Annotated in this window: 14 protein-coding genes; 2 read left to right on the top strand and 12 right to left on the bottom strand. The window is 46.5% G+C overall.

Annotated features, from left to right (window positions below):
* Positions 1 to 181 precede the first annotated feature (181 nt).
* From AC4PM4_RS27245 to AC4PM4_RS27190, 12 genes are all read right to left on the bottom strand, one after another.
* Positions 182 to 1048 (bottom strand): sugar phosphate isomerase/epimerase family protein, encoded by an 867-nt coding sequence (locus tag AC4PM4_RS27245; RefSeq protein ID WP_090955361.1) that lies wholly within the window; start codon positions 1046 to 1048, stop codon positions 182 to 184.
* Between the two features lie 142 nt (positions 1049 to 1190).
* Positions 1191 to 2579 carry an alpha-L-fucosidase gene (locus AC4PM4_RS27240; RefSeq protein ID WP_491615004.1) on the bottom strand — a complete coding sequence of 463 codons (1389 nt, stop codon included), beginning with the start codon at positions 2577 to 2579 and terminating at the stop codon, positions 1191 to 1193.
* Positions 2580 to 2749: 170 nt separating this feature from the next.
* Entirely contained in the window at positions 2750 to 2920 is a 171-nt protein-coding gene (locus tag AC4PM4_RS27235) for a hypothetical protein (RefSeq protein WP_161490621.1), read from the bottom strand.
* A gap of 186 nt (positions 2921 to 3106) precedes the next feature.
* Positions 3107 to 3295 carry a hypothetical protein gene (locus tag AC4PM4_RS27230; protein ID WP_024629467.1) on the bottom strand — a complete coding sequence of 63 codons (189 nt, stop codon included), beginning with the start codon at positions 3293 to 3295 and terminating at the stop codon, positions 3107 to 3109.
* Positions 3296 to 3396: 101 nt separating this feature from the next.
* Entirely contained in the window at positions 3397 to 6183 is a 2787-nt protein-coding gene (locus AC4PM4_RS27225; protein WP_491614976.1) for a glycoside hydrolase family 3 C-terminal domain-containing protein, read from the bottom strand.
* Positions 6184 to 6405: 222 nt separating this feature from the next.
* Entirely contained in the window at positions 6406 to 7494 is a 1089-nt protein-coding gene (locus AC4PM4_RS27220) for a low temperature requirement protein A (RefSeq protein ID WP_488732449.1), read from the bottom strand.
* 58 nt (positions 7495 to 7552) lie between these two features.
* Positions 7553 to 8515: a ring-cleaving dioxygenase gene (locus tag AC4PM4_RS27215; RefSeq protein WP_491614974.1), complete on the bottom strand. Its 963-nt coding sequence runs from the start codon at positions 8513 to 8515 to the stop codon at positions 7553 to 7555.
* A gap of 68 nt (positions 8516 to 8583) precedes the next feature.
* The gene (locus tag AC4PM4_RS27210; protein WP_063566529.1) at positions 8584 to 8811 is read right to left on the bottom strand and encodes a DUF896 domain-containing protein; all 228 of its coding nucleotides are present in this window, start codon (positions 8809 to 8811) and stop codon (positions 8584 to 8586) included.
* 202 nt (positions 8812 to 9013) lie between these two features.
* A complete protein-coding gene (locus AC4PM4_RS27205) occupies positions 9014 to 10030 on the bottom strand; it encodes an SPFH domain-containing protein (RefSeq protein ID WP_063566468.1) in 1017 nt (338 codons plus the stop codon).
* Between the two features lie 39 nt (positions 10031 to 10069).
* Positions 10070 to 10849 carry a TPM domain-containing protein gene (locus tag AC4PM4_RS27200; protein WP_491615003.1) on the bottom strand — a complete coding sequence of 260 codons (780 nt, stop codon included), beginning with the start codon at positions 10847 to 10849 and terminating at the stop codon, positions 10070 to 10072.
* Between the two features lie 23 nt (positions 10850 to 10872).
* Positions 10873 to 11904, bottom strand: coding sequence for a TFIIB-type zinc ribbon-containing protein (locus tag AC4PM4_RS27195; protein WP_063566469.1), 1032 nt, complete (start codon positions 11902 to 11904; stop codon positions 10873 to 10875).
* A 46-nt stretch (positions 11905 to 11950) separates the two neighbouring features.
* On the bottom strand, positions 11951 to 12655 hold the full coding sequence (locus AC4PM4_RS27190) for a PspA/IM30 family protein (protein WP_179132283.1): 705 nt from the start codon (positions 12653 to 12655) through the stop codon (positions 11951 to 11953).
* A 204-nt stretch (positions 12656 to 12859) separates the two neighbouring features.
* On the opposite strand from AC4PM4_RS27190, the gene AC4PM4_RS27185 reads away from it, so the two are divergent.
* The gene (locus AC4PM4_RS27185; RefSeq protein WP_256863772.1) at positions 12860 to 14569 is read left to right on the top strand and encodes a sigma-54-dependent transcriptional regulator; all 1710 of its coding nucleotides are present in this window, start codon (positions 12860 to 12862) and stop codon (positions 14567 to 14569) included.
* A gap of 166 nt (positions 14570 to 14735) precedes the next feature.
* Positions 14736 to 15722: a 2-keto-3-deoxygluconate permease gene (locus AC4PM4_RS27180; protein WP_063566472.1), complete on the top strand. Its 987-nt coding sequence runs from the start codon at positions 14736 to 14738 to the stop codon at positions 15720 to 15722.
* Positions 15723 to 15733: the final 11 nt, after the last annotated feature.

Genomic DNA, 15733 nt, shown 5'->3' with positions numbered 1-15733 from the left:
ACGGTGAATGTTTGGACTTTCGGCCGCTGTTGTCTACAGATTTCTTGTATCAACTGCTCTCAGCAGTTGAAATCCGCAGACAAAGGCGGACGCTACCGCTCCTACAGTTCCAAACTTCACCTCTGTTACTTCAGCCTTACATATAAAAATTGATTCCACTTATATAGTAGTAAGTAGCTGCTTATACTTCCTCCCAGAAGCGGCGGACGTTATCCATCGCGATTCGGGATGCTGTTTTGCAATTTTCCATACCTTCAAATTCTACAGAGATGTATCCGTCGTAACCGGACTGCTTCAACACACGGAATACTTCCGGCATGTCGATATCCCCGTGACCCACAATCGCTCCGCGCAGGTAATTGCCGTGTGCGGTCTGGAACCAGCCCTCTCCGGGATTACGGTAGGAAGGTCTCCGATAGAAATCTTTGGCGTGCACCATGGATGCATAAGGAATATTGTTTTTAACAGCGCTAACCGGGTCTTCATCCACACACAGGAAGTTGCCGATATCCAGCGTTGTCTTGAAGTTCTCACGTGCCGTCTCATGCACCAACCGCCGGACTCGCTCACTGGACTGCACATAGTAACCATGATTCTCCACACTTGTGGTAATGCCGTGACTCGCTGCGTAATCGGCAATTCGCTGACAGGCCTTCACCAGAACAGGCAGATCCGCCTCAAACTGAGCGACAGTGCCCTCCTGTGCAGGACGAAACGCAACATCATGGCGCATTCTAGTAACGCCAAGTGCGGCAGCGACATCCACATGCTTCATGACAGTAGCAATCTCATTTTCAAGTGCATCCGGGCCTTCTCTAGTAACGAAGTTGGCACCTATTGCGTAATTGGAAATATCAATTCCCACGTCTTGCGCAGCCTCTCGAATCTGGTCAATTAATTCCGGTTGGTCGATCAGGCTGTACCCGATCGGAACAATCTCCACATGTTCTCCGCCCTGCTCGGCGATGTAACGGATGGCGTCGGGTACAGTCAGTTCCTTGGCATCCAATGCCTGTTGCAGACTGTATGTGCTGAGTCCTACTTTCATATCCTCTCATCCTCTCCTGCTGGTGTGTGGCTCTACCTTACATATACCTTTTTCCATAAGATCATACAATTACCAATAATCGTTTGCTACTCTATTTTCCATGGGATGAATCCAAAATCGGCTTATCTACAAATGTTACGGCTCAATCGCCAGCTTCATGCACCTCTTGTTTGCTCAGATATACACCCAGCCAGGACAACGTTGGATACCATCTGGATTCATGAATGGTCAGACGAATAGTTCTGGCGGTAAAAGGTTCGAAACTACAGATTCGTTTATGACCAACAATCGTGCCGCGATACAGCTCCTGCCAATCCCCACCCTCACCCTTTGCCTCCAGCGTAAACCGCTCAATTCGTTGGCCTGAACGGATATGCTCCATGAGAACAACTCGGTCGAACCGCTTTTCCTCCGGCAGCTCTACTTCCAGCCAAGCCAGTTCAGTTCCTTCAGATGGGCACCAGAACGTATCAGATTCCTCAAGCAATACCTGGGTAGCCACATGTTCATCACCCATGGTATCCGATGCCTGAATTCTCGCCCCAACAGCTAGACTTTGTCGATAAGTACTGCGCAAAAAGTCTCCGAGTTGCTGCAGCCGCTCAATATCCTGTTCGTGAATAAGGCCGCGTCGATCTGGTGGAAGGTTTAGTAGAAAATTGGCGTTGCCGCCAACCGCTCCATCATAGATGCCAAGCAGTTCCTCCAGCGATTTGACTTGATCGTCCTCGCTTGCATGATAGAACCAACCCGGACGGATGGATGTATTCACTTCTGCGGGATACCAGATGAGCTTGCCCTCATGTTGCCGGATCACTTCCCGACTCCCCAAATCGGCATCCTGTGTATTAATTCTGCTGGCAAACTCACCATCATCCACCTGCTGCGATTGCTCCTGGATCTTCTCATTATCTTGCAAGTAGGCAGGTACGACGCTCCATTCCGAAGTCCGGGTATGACCTGCCTCATTGCCGCACCAGCGAACATCCGGTCCACATACCGAGATTACAGTCTCTGGCTGCAACTCCCGGATCAGCGCATAATAGGAATCCCAATCGTAGACCTGCCTTTTCCCATTCGGCCCCTCTCCGCAAGCTCCGTCGAACCACACGCAGAAAATTTCACCATATTGGGTTAACAGCTCACGCAGCTGATTTTCGAAAAATTCGTTGTATCGCTCTGAATCTCCGTAGGATGCTTCATGACGGTCCCAAGGAGACAGATAGATACCGAACTTCAACCCGCCTTCACGGCAGGCATCGGCAACTTCTTTCACCAGATCACCCGCACCATTTCGCCAAGGGCTGGCGGCTACCGTATGTTTCGTGTACTGGCTTGGCCACAAACAAAACCCGTCGTGATGCTTGCATGTGAGAATTAATCCGGTCATACCGGCAGATTTGCACGCCTGAACCCATTGCCGGGCACTCAGATGAGAAGGGTTAAAGATATCGGGATCTTCATTTCCCGTTCCCCACTCCTGATCTGTAAACGTATTCATGGTAAAATGAATAAATGCATAGAACTCCATCTCCTGCCATTTCAGCTGACGTTCTGATGGCACGACCTGTGCTGCTACCTTCACCCAATCGGTTGTATTTACTGGATTCCTCTCCTCTCATGCCGGTTCTCTGTCCGCTTTCCGTCAAATGCCATAAAGGACCGACAGAGCACAGCATCTCCAGCGGTCCTTAATTATGTTCATCTGTCGTTGAAAGTCAGCTGCCTGATTGCAATTCGATCCCTGTGCCACGAAGACTCTACCAATCTCAGCGGAACGATCCACGAACCCTCCTGCTGTCCCCACATCCTGCTCACCACATCCATTGCCTTTTCATGCTTGCCTGCAAACCATGCCGCCATAACCTTCATGAATGGGTCTCCTTTCGGAAAATGATGGGTTAGCCATTGGAGTAATCACATTTGTTATTTTCGTTATCATAAAAATGTTATTGTTTTATTCATAAACAGTCTAAGACGTTATGAATGAAACGTCAATACACAAAAAAGACACCCCTAAGGGTGCCTCTCTCTTGATCGATATCGAATAATATATGTTCATTTTCGCTTTGCCTTTGTCATTCGATTAAACATGATCAGTGCAGCAATCAACATGGCAACAATTGCGATATTACTTGCTGCATCATGCGACATGCCGAACAGAACGCCCAGATTGGTAACCAGGCCTCTGACAATCAGCGCAACCGCAATCAGCAGAATGGGGCTCCAAAAATTATACCTTCTCATCCTTCGCAACACTCCTGACCAGATTGTTCAGAAATTCCGGATCTCATAACACAATCATAACAGTCGTCATGTTCAGTTACAACAGATCAGACGATCCTGCGTTACACTTGTTTGAATTCGATCCAGTCGATCTGCAGACCCGGTTTGGTGAAGTCCAGCTTCAATTCGTACAAGCCTGCTTCCAGCTCCACTTTGACAAGTTTCTGTCTGATCCACTTACCTTCAGTACCATTGGTTTGAATGGTCGTCATCAATTGATCATTGAGAATCACATTACATGCACTTTGAGCCAGTTCCGGCTCAGGAGACATGATCTGTACAATAATCCGATATTGACCTGCTTCATCCACTTTCATGTAGACAGGTTCGCCCACAGCGGGTTTGACCTGTGCATCATTAGCCAGCACTTGTGCCTGCTCTGAGGAAAGTGAAGCATTCGCTTGGAATGAAGCGACATTCTCTACAATCTCATGTTTTCTGGAGAAGACAGGTGCATTCATGATGAACTCACAAATATTCATAGCCGAGCGCTGAAGCTCTCCGCGTGTCAACGTCCCATTTTCCAGAGATTCGATCGTGTTATCATCCCAGCCGTTGATTTCTGCGCCATAGTTAGGTACAACCATGTACAGATCGTTTTGAGCGCGAACCATCCAGTTGGTGTTTTTCCGATCTGCTGGTCCACCTTCAACGCCATCGTTCATAATAGCCCACCAGTCGGTCATCACGATACCTTGGAAGCCCCACTCCCCACGAAGAATGGTCGTGTTCAGATCGTAGTTCGAAGCCGCCCAATGTCCATTAATCGGATTGTAGGAGGTCATGATTGAGTTCGCACCGCCTTCTTTCACGGCAATCTCGAACCCTTTCAGATAGATCTCACGCAATGCACGTTCAGATACAACAGCATCCACTTTACTGCGATGTTTCTCCTGATTGTTGCAGGCGAAATGTTTCAGTGTAGCATTAGAGCCACCCTTCATGATTCCTTTTGTGCAAGCAGCAGCAAATACACCAGAAATCAACGGATCTTCTGAGAAATACTCAAAGTTACGTCCATTCATCGGACTCCGGCGAATATTCAATCCAGGCCCGAGCAATGCATCCACCTGATTTCTCAGCAATTCCTGACCTTCCATCACATACAGCTCTTCGACGAGTTCTGCATTCCATGTTGCGGCCAGCAAAGTTCCAATGGAAACTTGTGTAGCCTTCTCCCCGCTATCCATACGAATACCGGATGGACCATCTGCAGTACATGCAACAGGGATTCCGTAATTGAACAGACTGTCACTCACGCCGCCAAATGCGGAAGCTGTACCCGATGTAACGAGCGGGCTGCTCATACCTTCGCCTCTTACAATGGCTGCCAGATCCTGATCACTCAGTTGGGCAATAAATGCTTCCAGGCTGACTTTGCCATCCTTCACATCTCTCAGCTTGTAGCCCTGATTGCCCGTTTGCTCCAGCGTTTGCGGTAAGCATTGTTCAATTCGTTCAGCCATGGATACTTGGCGCGTCGGTACATCTGCAAAAATCAGCTCGTAAGATCCGTCTTCTTTGCGCGCTCCCGGCTTCATTCTCGTAAAGCCTTCAGTCGGTGCCATTGCCTCCTGGAGCTGTTCCACGAGTTGAATCGTTTCTACGACGTAGCCATCTTGGCCATCAATGCTGACATGCTCCACATTTTTGACACTGGTTCCTACGTACAAACGATATGTTCCTGCCTCAAGTACATACGCCGATGCATGTCCTGTTACGCCAGCATCATCATAGGAAGCCATGGAATCCACAGGGAAGCTCACGGTCAGGCGCTGAGACTCACCCGGCTGAAGCAAATTCGTTTTGCCGAATGCCACCAGAGATTTTGCAGGTTTCCCTAATTGACCTTGTGGGGCTTCATAATAGATCTGCACTACTTCTTTACCGGCATAGGTCGTGCCCGTATTGGTTACGGTTACATTCACCTTAATGCTATTTTCTCCGTCTTGGGAGATCCATTTTGCGTCTTCTGCCTTGGTTGTGAACGTGGTATAGGACAAGCCGTATCCAAATTCAAATTGTACTTTTTCAGGTCGAAACGTTTCGAAATAACGGTAGCCTACGTAGATATCTTCTTGATAAAGGTTCTTAAACTCATTGCCATAATTGTTTGTGGAAGGATAATCTTCAATGGAATACGCAATCGTATCCGTTAATTTACCACTTGGTGTAACGTCTCCGGCCAGTACATCGGCGATCGCATTACCACCCTCCATACCGCCATGCCACGAGTAAATGACACTTTGGATCGGATGAACGTAACTTTCATCATTCAACCAGCTCATGTCCATGATGTTCGATACATTCAACACGACGATTGTTTGTTCAAAATGATTCGTGACCTGCTTCAGCATCGCTTTCTCATCTTCCGTCAACCGGTAGCTGCCTGGTGCATCCACATTATCCTGATCTTCGCCTGCTGTTCGTCCAATCACCACGATTGCTTTGCTGGATTTACTTCTGGCTTGGGATACCACTTCATCCGTTAAAGGCATTTCTTTCTGATTCCAAGGCTCTGCCGCCCATACTTTTCCACCGTCATCAAACGGGTTTTCCTCAATCCATTTTTCATAGACAGCTGCCAATTCTTCATTAACTTTAAGTCCTTTTTTGCTGCGAAGACCATCCAACAAATTGGTAGTATACGCCACATGAACGCTGCCGCCTGAGCCTGTACCACTGCGATAATAGTTGACTTGAATCCGTCCAAACACTGAAACGTTTTCGTCTTTTTGAATCGGAAGAGCCTGTCCTTCATTCTTCAAAAGCACTGCGCCTTCAGCGGCAACCGTGCGGCTAAACTCTGCAAACCCTTCCAATGGAACTCCGATTTGATGTGTGCTCAATGATTTCCCTCCTGATTGTCATCTCCATACCCACGAATCACTATATATATTCGTTAATCTGGTAGATTCACTGGTATCTAGTCTCATATTAACAGATTCTATAGTAGAAAATAAATCAGGTTAAACGTTTTTTCTCACAGTGGACATGATTTTACGATTATCCAACTAAAAAAGCCACGAACGTCATTCGTTCGTGACTTTTATTCTTGTGCGACCTATGCATTATGTCGTTAATTTGGCATAGACAAGGAAGAACACCATGTTCTCTCCCACGATAGCATAATTAGGCACCCGATAGATCAGATCCACAACGATAAACGCGGCCATTATCCCCAGCATTAACACCAAGTGACGCGGACGTAACCGCAGATGAGCATGCCTATATCGGTGGAACACCAGCGAGGTGGACAGAAAATACAGCAGAACTGAACCAAAAACAAAGGCTAACATGAAACCATAATTGAGTTCATCCAGGTATAACAGTTGAATAGAAGCGGCAATCATGCTCATGGATATATAGATGAACAGATGGCCGTATATGATCGCTTGCCCGGCGGTCTGGATCTCTTTGCTGACCTTTTTCTCAACATTATCAAAATACTGCCACCACATCGCAATCACGAATATGGATGTAAATGCCGCGAACAGAACAGATCGTACATCCCAGTGATCCATTTGCAGCACAGCGATGATACTGACAACCGACTCACCGAGCAGGATAAGCGTGAACAGAGCGAAACGTTCCAATAAATGATGGGTGTGTATCGGCACCTTCACCAGATTTTTGCGCCCAATGAGCGGGAGAATGATATCCACGGCAATTCCCACATACAAAATGGCATATCGCAGCCACGAATCAAAGAACAGGGAACCTGTTGAGATCAATATGCCGATGATGAAGCATACACCCAGATAACGAGCGGCTTTTTGTTGATGTTCGCTTTTGGAATTATGAATCATAAAATATTGAATGGCAGTCAATGCCCTCGAACCGATATAACCCGCAAAGAAAGGAAGATAGTATTGATCAAAATCAACCGAGAGACTCGCCGTCATCACCAGAACAGACAGGAGTTGAAGGATAAGAAAGACTCGATGGATGAAAATGTCCTGACCATAACGGTTAATAAATAGGGTCTGACCGACCCATGCCCACCAGACAGGAATAAAAATCAAAACAAATTTCATCAGATATTCAAAGGAAATCACGCCGTGTTCGGCATGCAGCAGGACATGTCCCGCTTTGGAGACCGCTGCTACAAAAAGCAAATCATAGAACAGCTCCAGCCAGGTAACCTTTTTCTCCATCATCCTTCAATGCTCCTTTAGTTGAACTCATATCAAAAAGATTGCTTGTTCTGGCCCTTCTTTAACGTGCCATCATAGAATGCGAAGGCTCTAACGTTCTTACTTGGATCGGCTGCAAATTGCCTTCAATTTGGGCACGATATGGCTCAAACCACTCAGGCAGCATGAGTTTCTGTCCAAGCGACTCCGCAGGCTCATCTTTCGCAAATCCAGGAGGATCGGTAGCAATTTCGAACAAGATTCCGCCAGCTTCTCTGAAATAGATTGCGTTAAAATATTGACGATCCCGAACTGGGGTTGGTTGATAGCCGTACTGTTGTACAGCTTCTCTCCACTGCTCGTGCTCTGCAAAATCTTTGGCACGCCACGCAATATGGTGGACCGTCCCTGCTCCGCCTGCGCCCAAAGCCATCCGGGTGACAGGAACATCCACGACATTACCGATATCTCCGACGGACCGGAATCGTACATACTCCTCATCTTCGTCTACTTTGGTGAATCCGAGTATTTTGTCCAGCGCATCCATCGTTCTCTGCGGATTGACGCTGAATAGCACGGCACCTCCAAATCCTTTGATGGCTTTGTCCGCTGGAATGCTTTCATGCACCCAGGTACTGGCTGGCCCCTCTTCACGTTCAACCAGTTCAAGACGCAAGCCCTCACTGTCTTCGAATTGCAGCAGCTCTTCGTTAAAACGACTTGTTTTGGTTACCTCAATGTTATACTGCTCCAGCCGATCCTGCCAGAAGCCAATAGTCCCAGGCGGAATCACATATGAGGTGATGCCAACCTGACCGCCACCAATTTTGCCTCGCGGTGATCCGGCTGATGGGAAGAATGTGATAATGGTCCCTGGACTTCCGTTCTCATCCCCAAAATACAGATGGTACACATCAGGTGCATCGAAGTTGATTGTTTTTTTCACAAGCCGAAGTCCCAAGACACCAGCATAAAAGTCGACATTAGCCTGCGGATCTCCCGCAAAAGCTGTAATATGGTGAATACCTGCAGTTTGAATGGTCATCATCATTTCCTCCTAGGTTTATAGATCATTTATACTATCTTAATATTAAGATATTAAACCGAACTGATTCAGTTATTATTTTGTTGGGCCTGTTCCTGTTTCAGTTTATCCGGAGTGACGTCATCGCCGTTCGGATCATAGATGGTTACATTCAGCAGAATATCGTTGATCGAACCGCGAAAGGTTTGCAGATATTCCTGGCGCAGACGAATTTGTTCTGCTTTCTCCATCTCCGTCAATCCTGCCGCGTTGGCTTTTCTTGAAAGTTCATTTATTCTGGTCAATGTTGGAATCATCATCTTGATCTCTCCTTGTAAATCGGAATTAAGATATTTGCTTTTCTCGATGTAATTTATATTCAAATTAAATATCTTAATTTAAAGATAAATGATTTATGCTCCGTTGTCAACCGTTTTCTACCATTAAAAATAGAATGAAAAAAAGGGCCTACTCCAAAGTTTGACCTTGGAGTAAGCCCTTCTTATATTTAGATATAGGTTAACCCAACTTCTGACCACAGTTTGGACAGAAGTTTGCACCTTCATTCTTGGCGCCACAGTTTGGACAGAAGTTCGGCTTTTTATTGTCTCCAGACGAAGAAGATGCACCTGCATCGCTGTTTTGATTAGCCGCAGGCTTTTGATCCGAATTCTGATTCTGGTTGTTCTGATTCTGATTCATATTCTTCATCATTTCATTTGCCATGTTCATGCCCATCATCATGCCCGCCATATCCGAAGCAGCGCCGCCACCCTTAACTTTACCGGATGAGATGCCATCCGTCATGCTGACCTGCTGATATTTTTGCAAATTGCCGATCATTTCATGTGAAGCCGTCTTCGTAATCATATCCTGGATCTCCTGCGGATAATTGAAGCTCATCACCTGGAAGCCTGTGATTCCGATCCCGATGTCCATCATTTGCATATCCAGATCTTCCTGAATACCTTTGGCAATATCCGAGGCATTCGCCTGCAGGTTGAACATGTCCTTACCTTCACGGCTAATCCATTTCATTAGCAACTGATCCAGCACAGACGTAATCCGGATTTTGACATCCTCGACCAGATAGCTCTGCTTGATACCCGCGATTTTATCGATCAATGTAACATAGTCACTCACTTTAAAATTAAACGTACCATTCGCACGAACCGGCATTCCACCTGGAAGTTGAGGAGTTGGAATCAATACCGGACTTTGCGTACCCCATCGAACCGTAAACTCCTTCGTATTCACAAACAGCACTTCGACCCGCATGCCGCTGTTGAATCCGAATTTGAAGCCTTTTAAGGTAGACAGAAACGGAATGATCTCGGAATCGATATTAAACGACCCTTCGTCCTCAAAAATCCCTTCCACCTTGCCGTTATTCAGGAAGATCGCATCCTGCCCCGAACGGATAATCAATTTACTTCCCTTCTTGATCTCACGGTTACTCCACTTCCAGAAAATCATATCATCTCTGAACTCTTCCCATTCCACCACATTCGAAAATTGATTTTTGAAAAATCCCATACTCGTTCCCATCCCTTCTATTTGGTCTTACTTCGTATCTTAGAAAGATCTGCTGCTACCACTGTGTGAATGACCGCCTCGGCTGGTACCTCCGCCCCCGCCTCCTCCTCCGCCACCGTTATTGTTGTTCTTCTCAATTTTGCGTTTGGTTACGGTAGTACGGATATACCGATCCTGACGATCGATCACACTGGAAGTACTTGAATCCTCATAAGTAGCACGATTGACTGTAACTCGCCCACCGGAACGATAGGCCATTACCCCAACAGCAATACCTCCAATCGCTACTGACGCAGCAAGTTGGAACCAAATATTGAAGAGGATATTATCAGGATTTACTCCCGGTCTAATTCCCATATATTCGTAGGACAGCTTGATATACTTTTCAAAAGCCAGTTTATAATTACCGTCCGTTACATCTGGTGCAATCTTGGCTGTGATTTTATCGGCTCTGCCGTTGTCGATATACTCTTCCCCTTTATAAAAACCAGCAAGATACATCTTCCGGTTATACATATCAATTGTCAAAATAACTGCATTGCCATGAGCCTTATCATAACCAAGCCCCTGATCATCGTAGAAATCCTCAGTCAGCAGTTTTTCACTCTTTTGCTCCTCATTATTTGAGGTGTAAATAACAAAATCCGTCTGCCTCTCCGCCCCATACTCATTCGCCAATGCGTTCAGTTCACTTTTCTCCTGCTCGTTCAGCAGATTAGCTTCATCGTAAATCAGGTTTTTGCTGTCTGCTGCCGATACAACTGACATTGGAATCAATGGAGACAAGAGAGTAATCACAAATAAAATGAGCGTTGCCATCCATCCCGGATGTTTTCTTTTCCTCACAGGAATCCACCTCCCATCATCCAGGAGACCAGTTTCAATGACAACAAAGAAACGGCTGAAATTCCTGCGAACCATCCGGCAACTTTAGCTTTGCTAATAGGCGGTTTACCAACCACTTTACCTGTCTGTCCATTCATGGCAAAGGTATACTGCGAACGATTATAGTCATAGTAAACCATCCATACCGGGAGCAGCACATAGTCTGCATTTTTTAACGTAGTATCAATCTGTTTGTCTGTGTAACTGACACTGTTATAACCAGAAACCGTTGATGCAATATAAGAATCGATATAAGAGCTCGTTTTTTCCTTGGCGCGCGGGTACAGCTCCTCATCGGTATAACTATATTTTTCCGCAATATACCCGGCGAGATACGGGGTTTTGAAAAGCTTTAACTGGTTATACGGAAATGGCTCCAGCTTATCCATCAGTTCATCTTTCATTTTTTCCGAAGCATCAATGGGCAGATTCACATAATTAAGCCGTATTCTCCGGTAAATATCGAAATGCTGCGTTTCCGTGTAATGGTAATCACCCTGCGTGTAGGTTCTAATTTTTGTGCCACGGCCATGAACTTCGATTTTGTTATGTAACTCATATAACCAGAAAGGCACATATATCCCGGTAATGCTCTTGACCCGATCAGCTGTCATGAATCCACTAGGTGTCAGCAAGCCGTTTCTGCACCACTTTTTGAACGCCTGCTTGGCCTCATCCTTACTGATCGAAAAGGGTAAGACCATGGCCGGTGCCAGATCTCCCGTCAGTCGATCACTCAGAACAACGGCAGCTCCACAGAAGCTGCATGTCGTTGCACTTGTCTCCGGCTCAGTCACAATATCCGCGCCGCAGCTGTTACAGTGATACTCCTTGACCTCATTCTCCGTGAACACCTGTTTCTTCAGCGGATCGGGGATCTGTTCGATATTATCCTGTCGTCCGCAGCTGGGGCAGGATAACGCTCCAGTTGCACTGTCAAAAAGCATTCCACTGCCGCAGTTGGGACATTTGTACTCGATTACCGGCATTTGCTCACCTCAATGTTTAACGAAATGTACTACATGATATATATCATTATTTATCTTCCAATTTCTTCTGAATTGCTGCAAGCTCTTCCTCTGGACTCGGCGTCACCTGTGCATTATTACCCGCTTCGGCATTCATTTGCTGCTCCAACTGCGCAATGAGTACATCCAGATCATCTTCCTGTGCCCCAGCACGAAGTTCAGCCAAAGCCTCAGCTTCGTTAAGTGCCTGATTCGCTTTGTCTTCCATCGCCTTCAAAGCAGCATTCGCATTGGTAGCGGAGGCGTTCCGTTCATTGGCCAGTTGTTGCGCATTGGCAGCGGCCATTCTTCCCTTCACCTCGGAATGCCGAGCTTCCAATTGCCCCATATCCGCAACCAGCTTCTCGTGCATATGCTTCATCATTTTGGCTTTGGCAGAAGCCCGATCATAGGCAGCTTGTAATTCATTCCGTTTCTTAGCCTGCTCTGCCTTCTTTTCCAAAAAACCACGTGCCTTGGCTTCATCACCGGACTCCGCAGATTTCTCTGCATACCGCTGTAATTTCTTAACCTCTGCGCTGCATTCGTCCAGAGCTCTCTTCGCCCGGCTCTCATCCGAGAGAACCGCAGCCGTCTCTGCCTTCACCTGACCCAAATCACTGCTCAAGCTCCGCATATATTCATTCACCGTCTTCTCCGGATCTTGCGACCGAGCCAGCACATGGTTCACATTCGCTTTCATCACGTCCCTAAACCTCGATAAGATTCCCATCATCCGTTCCTCCTTCGATCAGTTCATATGTACTATAATACATGAATATGAGGTTGAAGGTTTCATTTACTGCCACTGCAACAATAACCATTGCTGATGGTTAAGGGATATTCCCTGTCCGTCAGGAGCCAGGGATGCCATTCCTCTGCAAGTTGGCTATAATAAGGAAAGCCCTCTGGTCTGATGTACCAGCAGGAACCATGAATGATTTTTATAAAAGGCAGGAAAATTATGCGTACACGAGTTCATATTATCGCTCCTTACGAATCCATGACCACTATTATAGAAGAATGTATTCCGCTATTTCCCCAGTTAGCCATTCAATATGAGGTGGGCGACCTGATGAAAGGCGCCGAATTGGCGGCTCAGGCTGAACGAAACGGAGCGGAGATTATGATTAGCCGCGGCGGTACTGCCCAACTAATCAAGGAAGCCGTAACCATTCCCGTCATTGATGTGCAGTTGTCCGGATATGACATGATTCGTTCGCTAACGCTGGCAAGCCAGTTCAACGGCCAAACCGCTATCGTTGGCTTTGCCAATATTACTTCAGGAGCACAGTCGATTATCGATCTGATGGAACTGCCTTTAAAGGTGTATACCATAGGCAGCTCCGAGGATGTGGCAAGGCTGCTGCTGGAGCTGAAAGCGTCAGGTTACCGTCAGATTGTTGGCGATGTTATCACCGTGAATACAGCCAAAACCTATGGAATGGAAGGATTGCTGATCCAGTCTGGCAAGGAATCCATTCTCAGAGCGCTTGAAGATGCACAGTTGGTATATCGGTACTTGAGCAAAAATCACGCGATATCCATCATACTGAACAACCTGGTTACCCAGGAGCATCCAAATCTCATGATCTTGGACGACCAGAACGAAGTTGTATTCGAGAATTTAACTGATTTTGAGCAGAATCCGCTGACCGATAATCAGATTCACCTCACCAATACCAACCTGGATTTCCATCAATCCCAAGTTCAAAATGTGTTCATCGTGGATGATTACCAGCTTACGGTGACGGCCTACGAAACGACGTTAAGTAAAAAAACCTATAAAGTATACTCCCTTGAAAAAGGACAGCCCTATGCTTTTGCACAATTCGGCATAACGGCATATACCGATATATCCATGGAGCCGATTGTTGCCGAATCCCCTGCCATGCAGGCCGTATTGAAGAATATCCGGGCGCTTTACGAAAACCATGAACCCATTTATCTGCTAGGCGAAGCGGATTCGGGCAAGTCTTTTCTCGTAAAACATATTCATCAAATGTACTCCAGCGGTGGGCTGATGCTCCAAATCGATCTTGCCCAGGTTCCTCCAGGACATTTGCACAAAATACCACTCTCCAAAGTGCGAAACGTAGAAATTAATCATTTGGAAAATGGTTCGAAAGATGAGGAATTGATCTCATTCATTCAGACCTGTCTACAGAGGCAGATCGGGGTATTCATCCTGGGGGAACAGGGATTGAATCCTAACAGAACGCTGGATGTCGAGCTGAATACGATCATTATGCCGAGCCTTGTGGACAGGCAGGAGGATCTCGCTCCACTGATCCAGCATTTCCTCAGCGATTACTACCAGAAGTATGGGACGGTTGCGGTGAAGATGAAAGAGGACGCGTTGCAGCTAATTAGGGATCAAGTCCCGCATATGACTGTGAACCAGTTGAGGCATCTTATCAAACAGGCTGCACTGAATGAGCAGGATTACGTGATCTCAGCCGAAACCTTATCACACCTGCTCGGTGAACAACCCTCACCCAATACGATGAAGCTTAGTGGTACGCTGAAAGAAATCGAAAAAGAGATTATTCAACTCGTTCTACATGAGGAAAACAATAATCAATCCAAGGCGGCCGAACGCTTAGGGATTAACCGTGCCACGTTATGGCGTAAACTTAAAGAGTAACTTTAGGTTTACGCTTTTTTTACGATTATATGTGTTGCATAATTAAACACTTATAACTATCACTTAAAATTTACAATAATTAAGTGTTGCTAAAATAAACAATATGAGATAACATAATCCCTGCAAACGCTTTATAAAAACGATTACTTCATAAGGAGCCACTACTATGAACATTAAAGCAACATTAGATCGTATTCCTGGCGGTATGATGGTTGTTCCCCTGTTGCTCGGTGCAACCATTAACACATTCTTTCCGAATGCTTTGCGAATCGGGGGTTTCACGGAAGCCCTGTTCGTAAATAGCTCAAGCACATTGATCGCCCTGTTCCTGTTGATTGCTGGTACGCAAATTACGTTCAAGACGGCCGGTTCTTCGGTTGGTAAAGGCGTTACCTTGCTTGTGTTCAAGTGGGCAGTTGGTGCAGTATTAGGTTTGATCGCCATCTATTTTGCGGATTCCAATGGTTTATTCCTTGGTTTGGCACCGCTTGCCATTATCGCTGCAATGACGAATTCCAATGGTGGACTGTACATCGCGCTGGCTGGACAATACGGCAAAGAAGATGACAAAGCGGCTTATCCGTTCCTCGCACTCAGCGACGGACCGTTCCTCACCATGGTTGCTCTTTCCATTTTCGGTGCGATGGGCTTTGCCAACGGCATGTTCTCCCCGATGGCTTTTGTAGCCGTACTGCTTCCACTGATCGTCGGTGTTGTTATCGGTAACCTGGATCGTAACCTTGCTGAATGGCTGCACAAAGGCAGTGACAAGCTCGTTCCATTCTTCGCCTTTTCACTCGGTATGGGCATCAACTTCTCGTCCATCATTCAAGGCGGACTTAGCGGCATCATGCTGGGTGTAATTACTGTATTGATTACTGGCGGCGTCGGCTACCTGCTCTTCAAAGCCATTGGCTGGAATCCCATTGTCGGAGCTTCGGAAGGTTCCACAGCCGGTAACGCTGTAGGTACACCTGCTGCCATCGTGGCTGCCAATGCTTCATTTGCCCCGATTGCCGAGATTGCTACAGTACAAATTGCTGCGAGTGTTGTGACGACTGCCATTCTACTGCCGATCTTCATCGGATTCCTCTCCAAAAGGCTGGAGAAATCAGGCGGTGTCGAGAAATACAATCAAAGACCGTCCACATAAATGCATTGAAT

This window comes from Paenibacillus sp. MDV22-iso6 (assembly GCF_058408365.1).
This window is presented reverse-complemented; position numbering and strand designations above follow the sequence as displayed.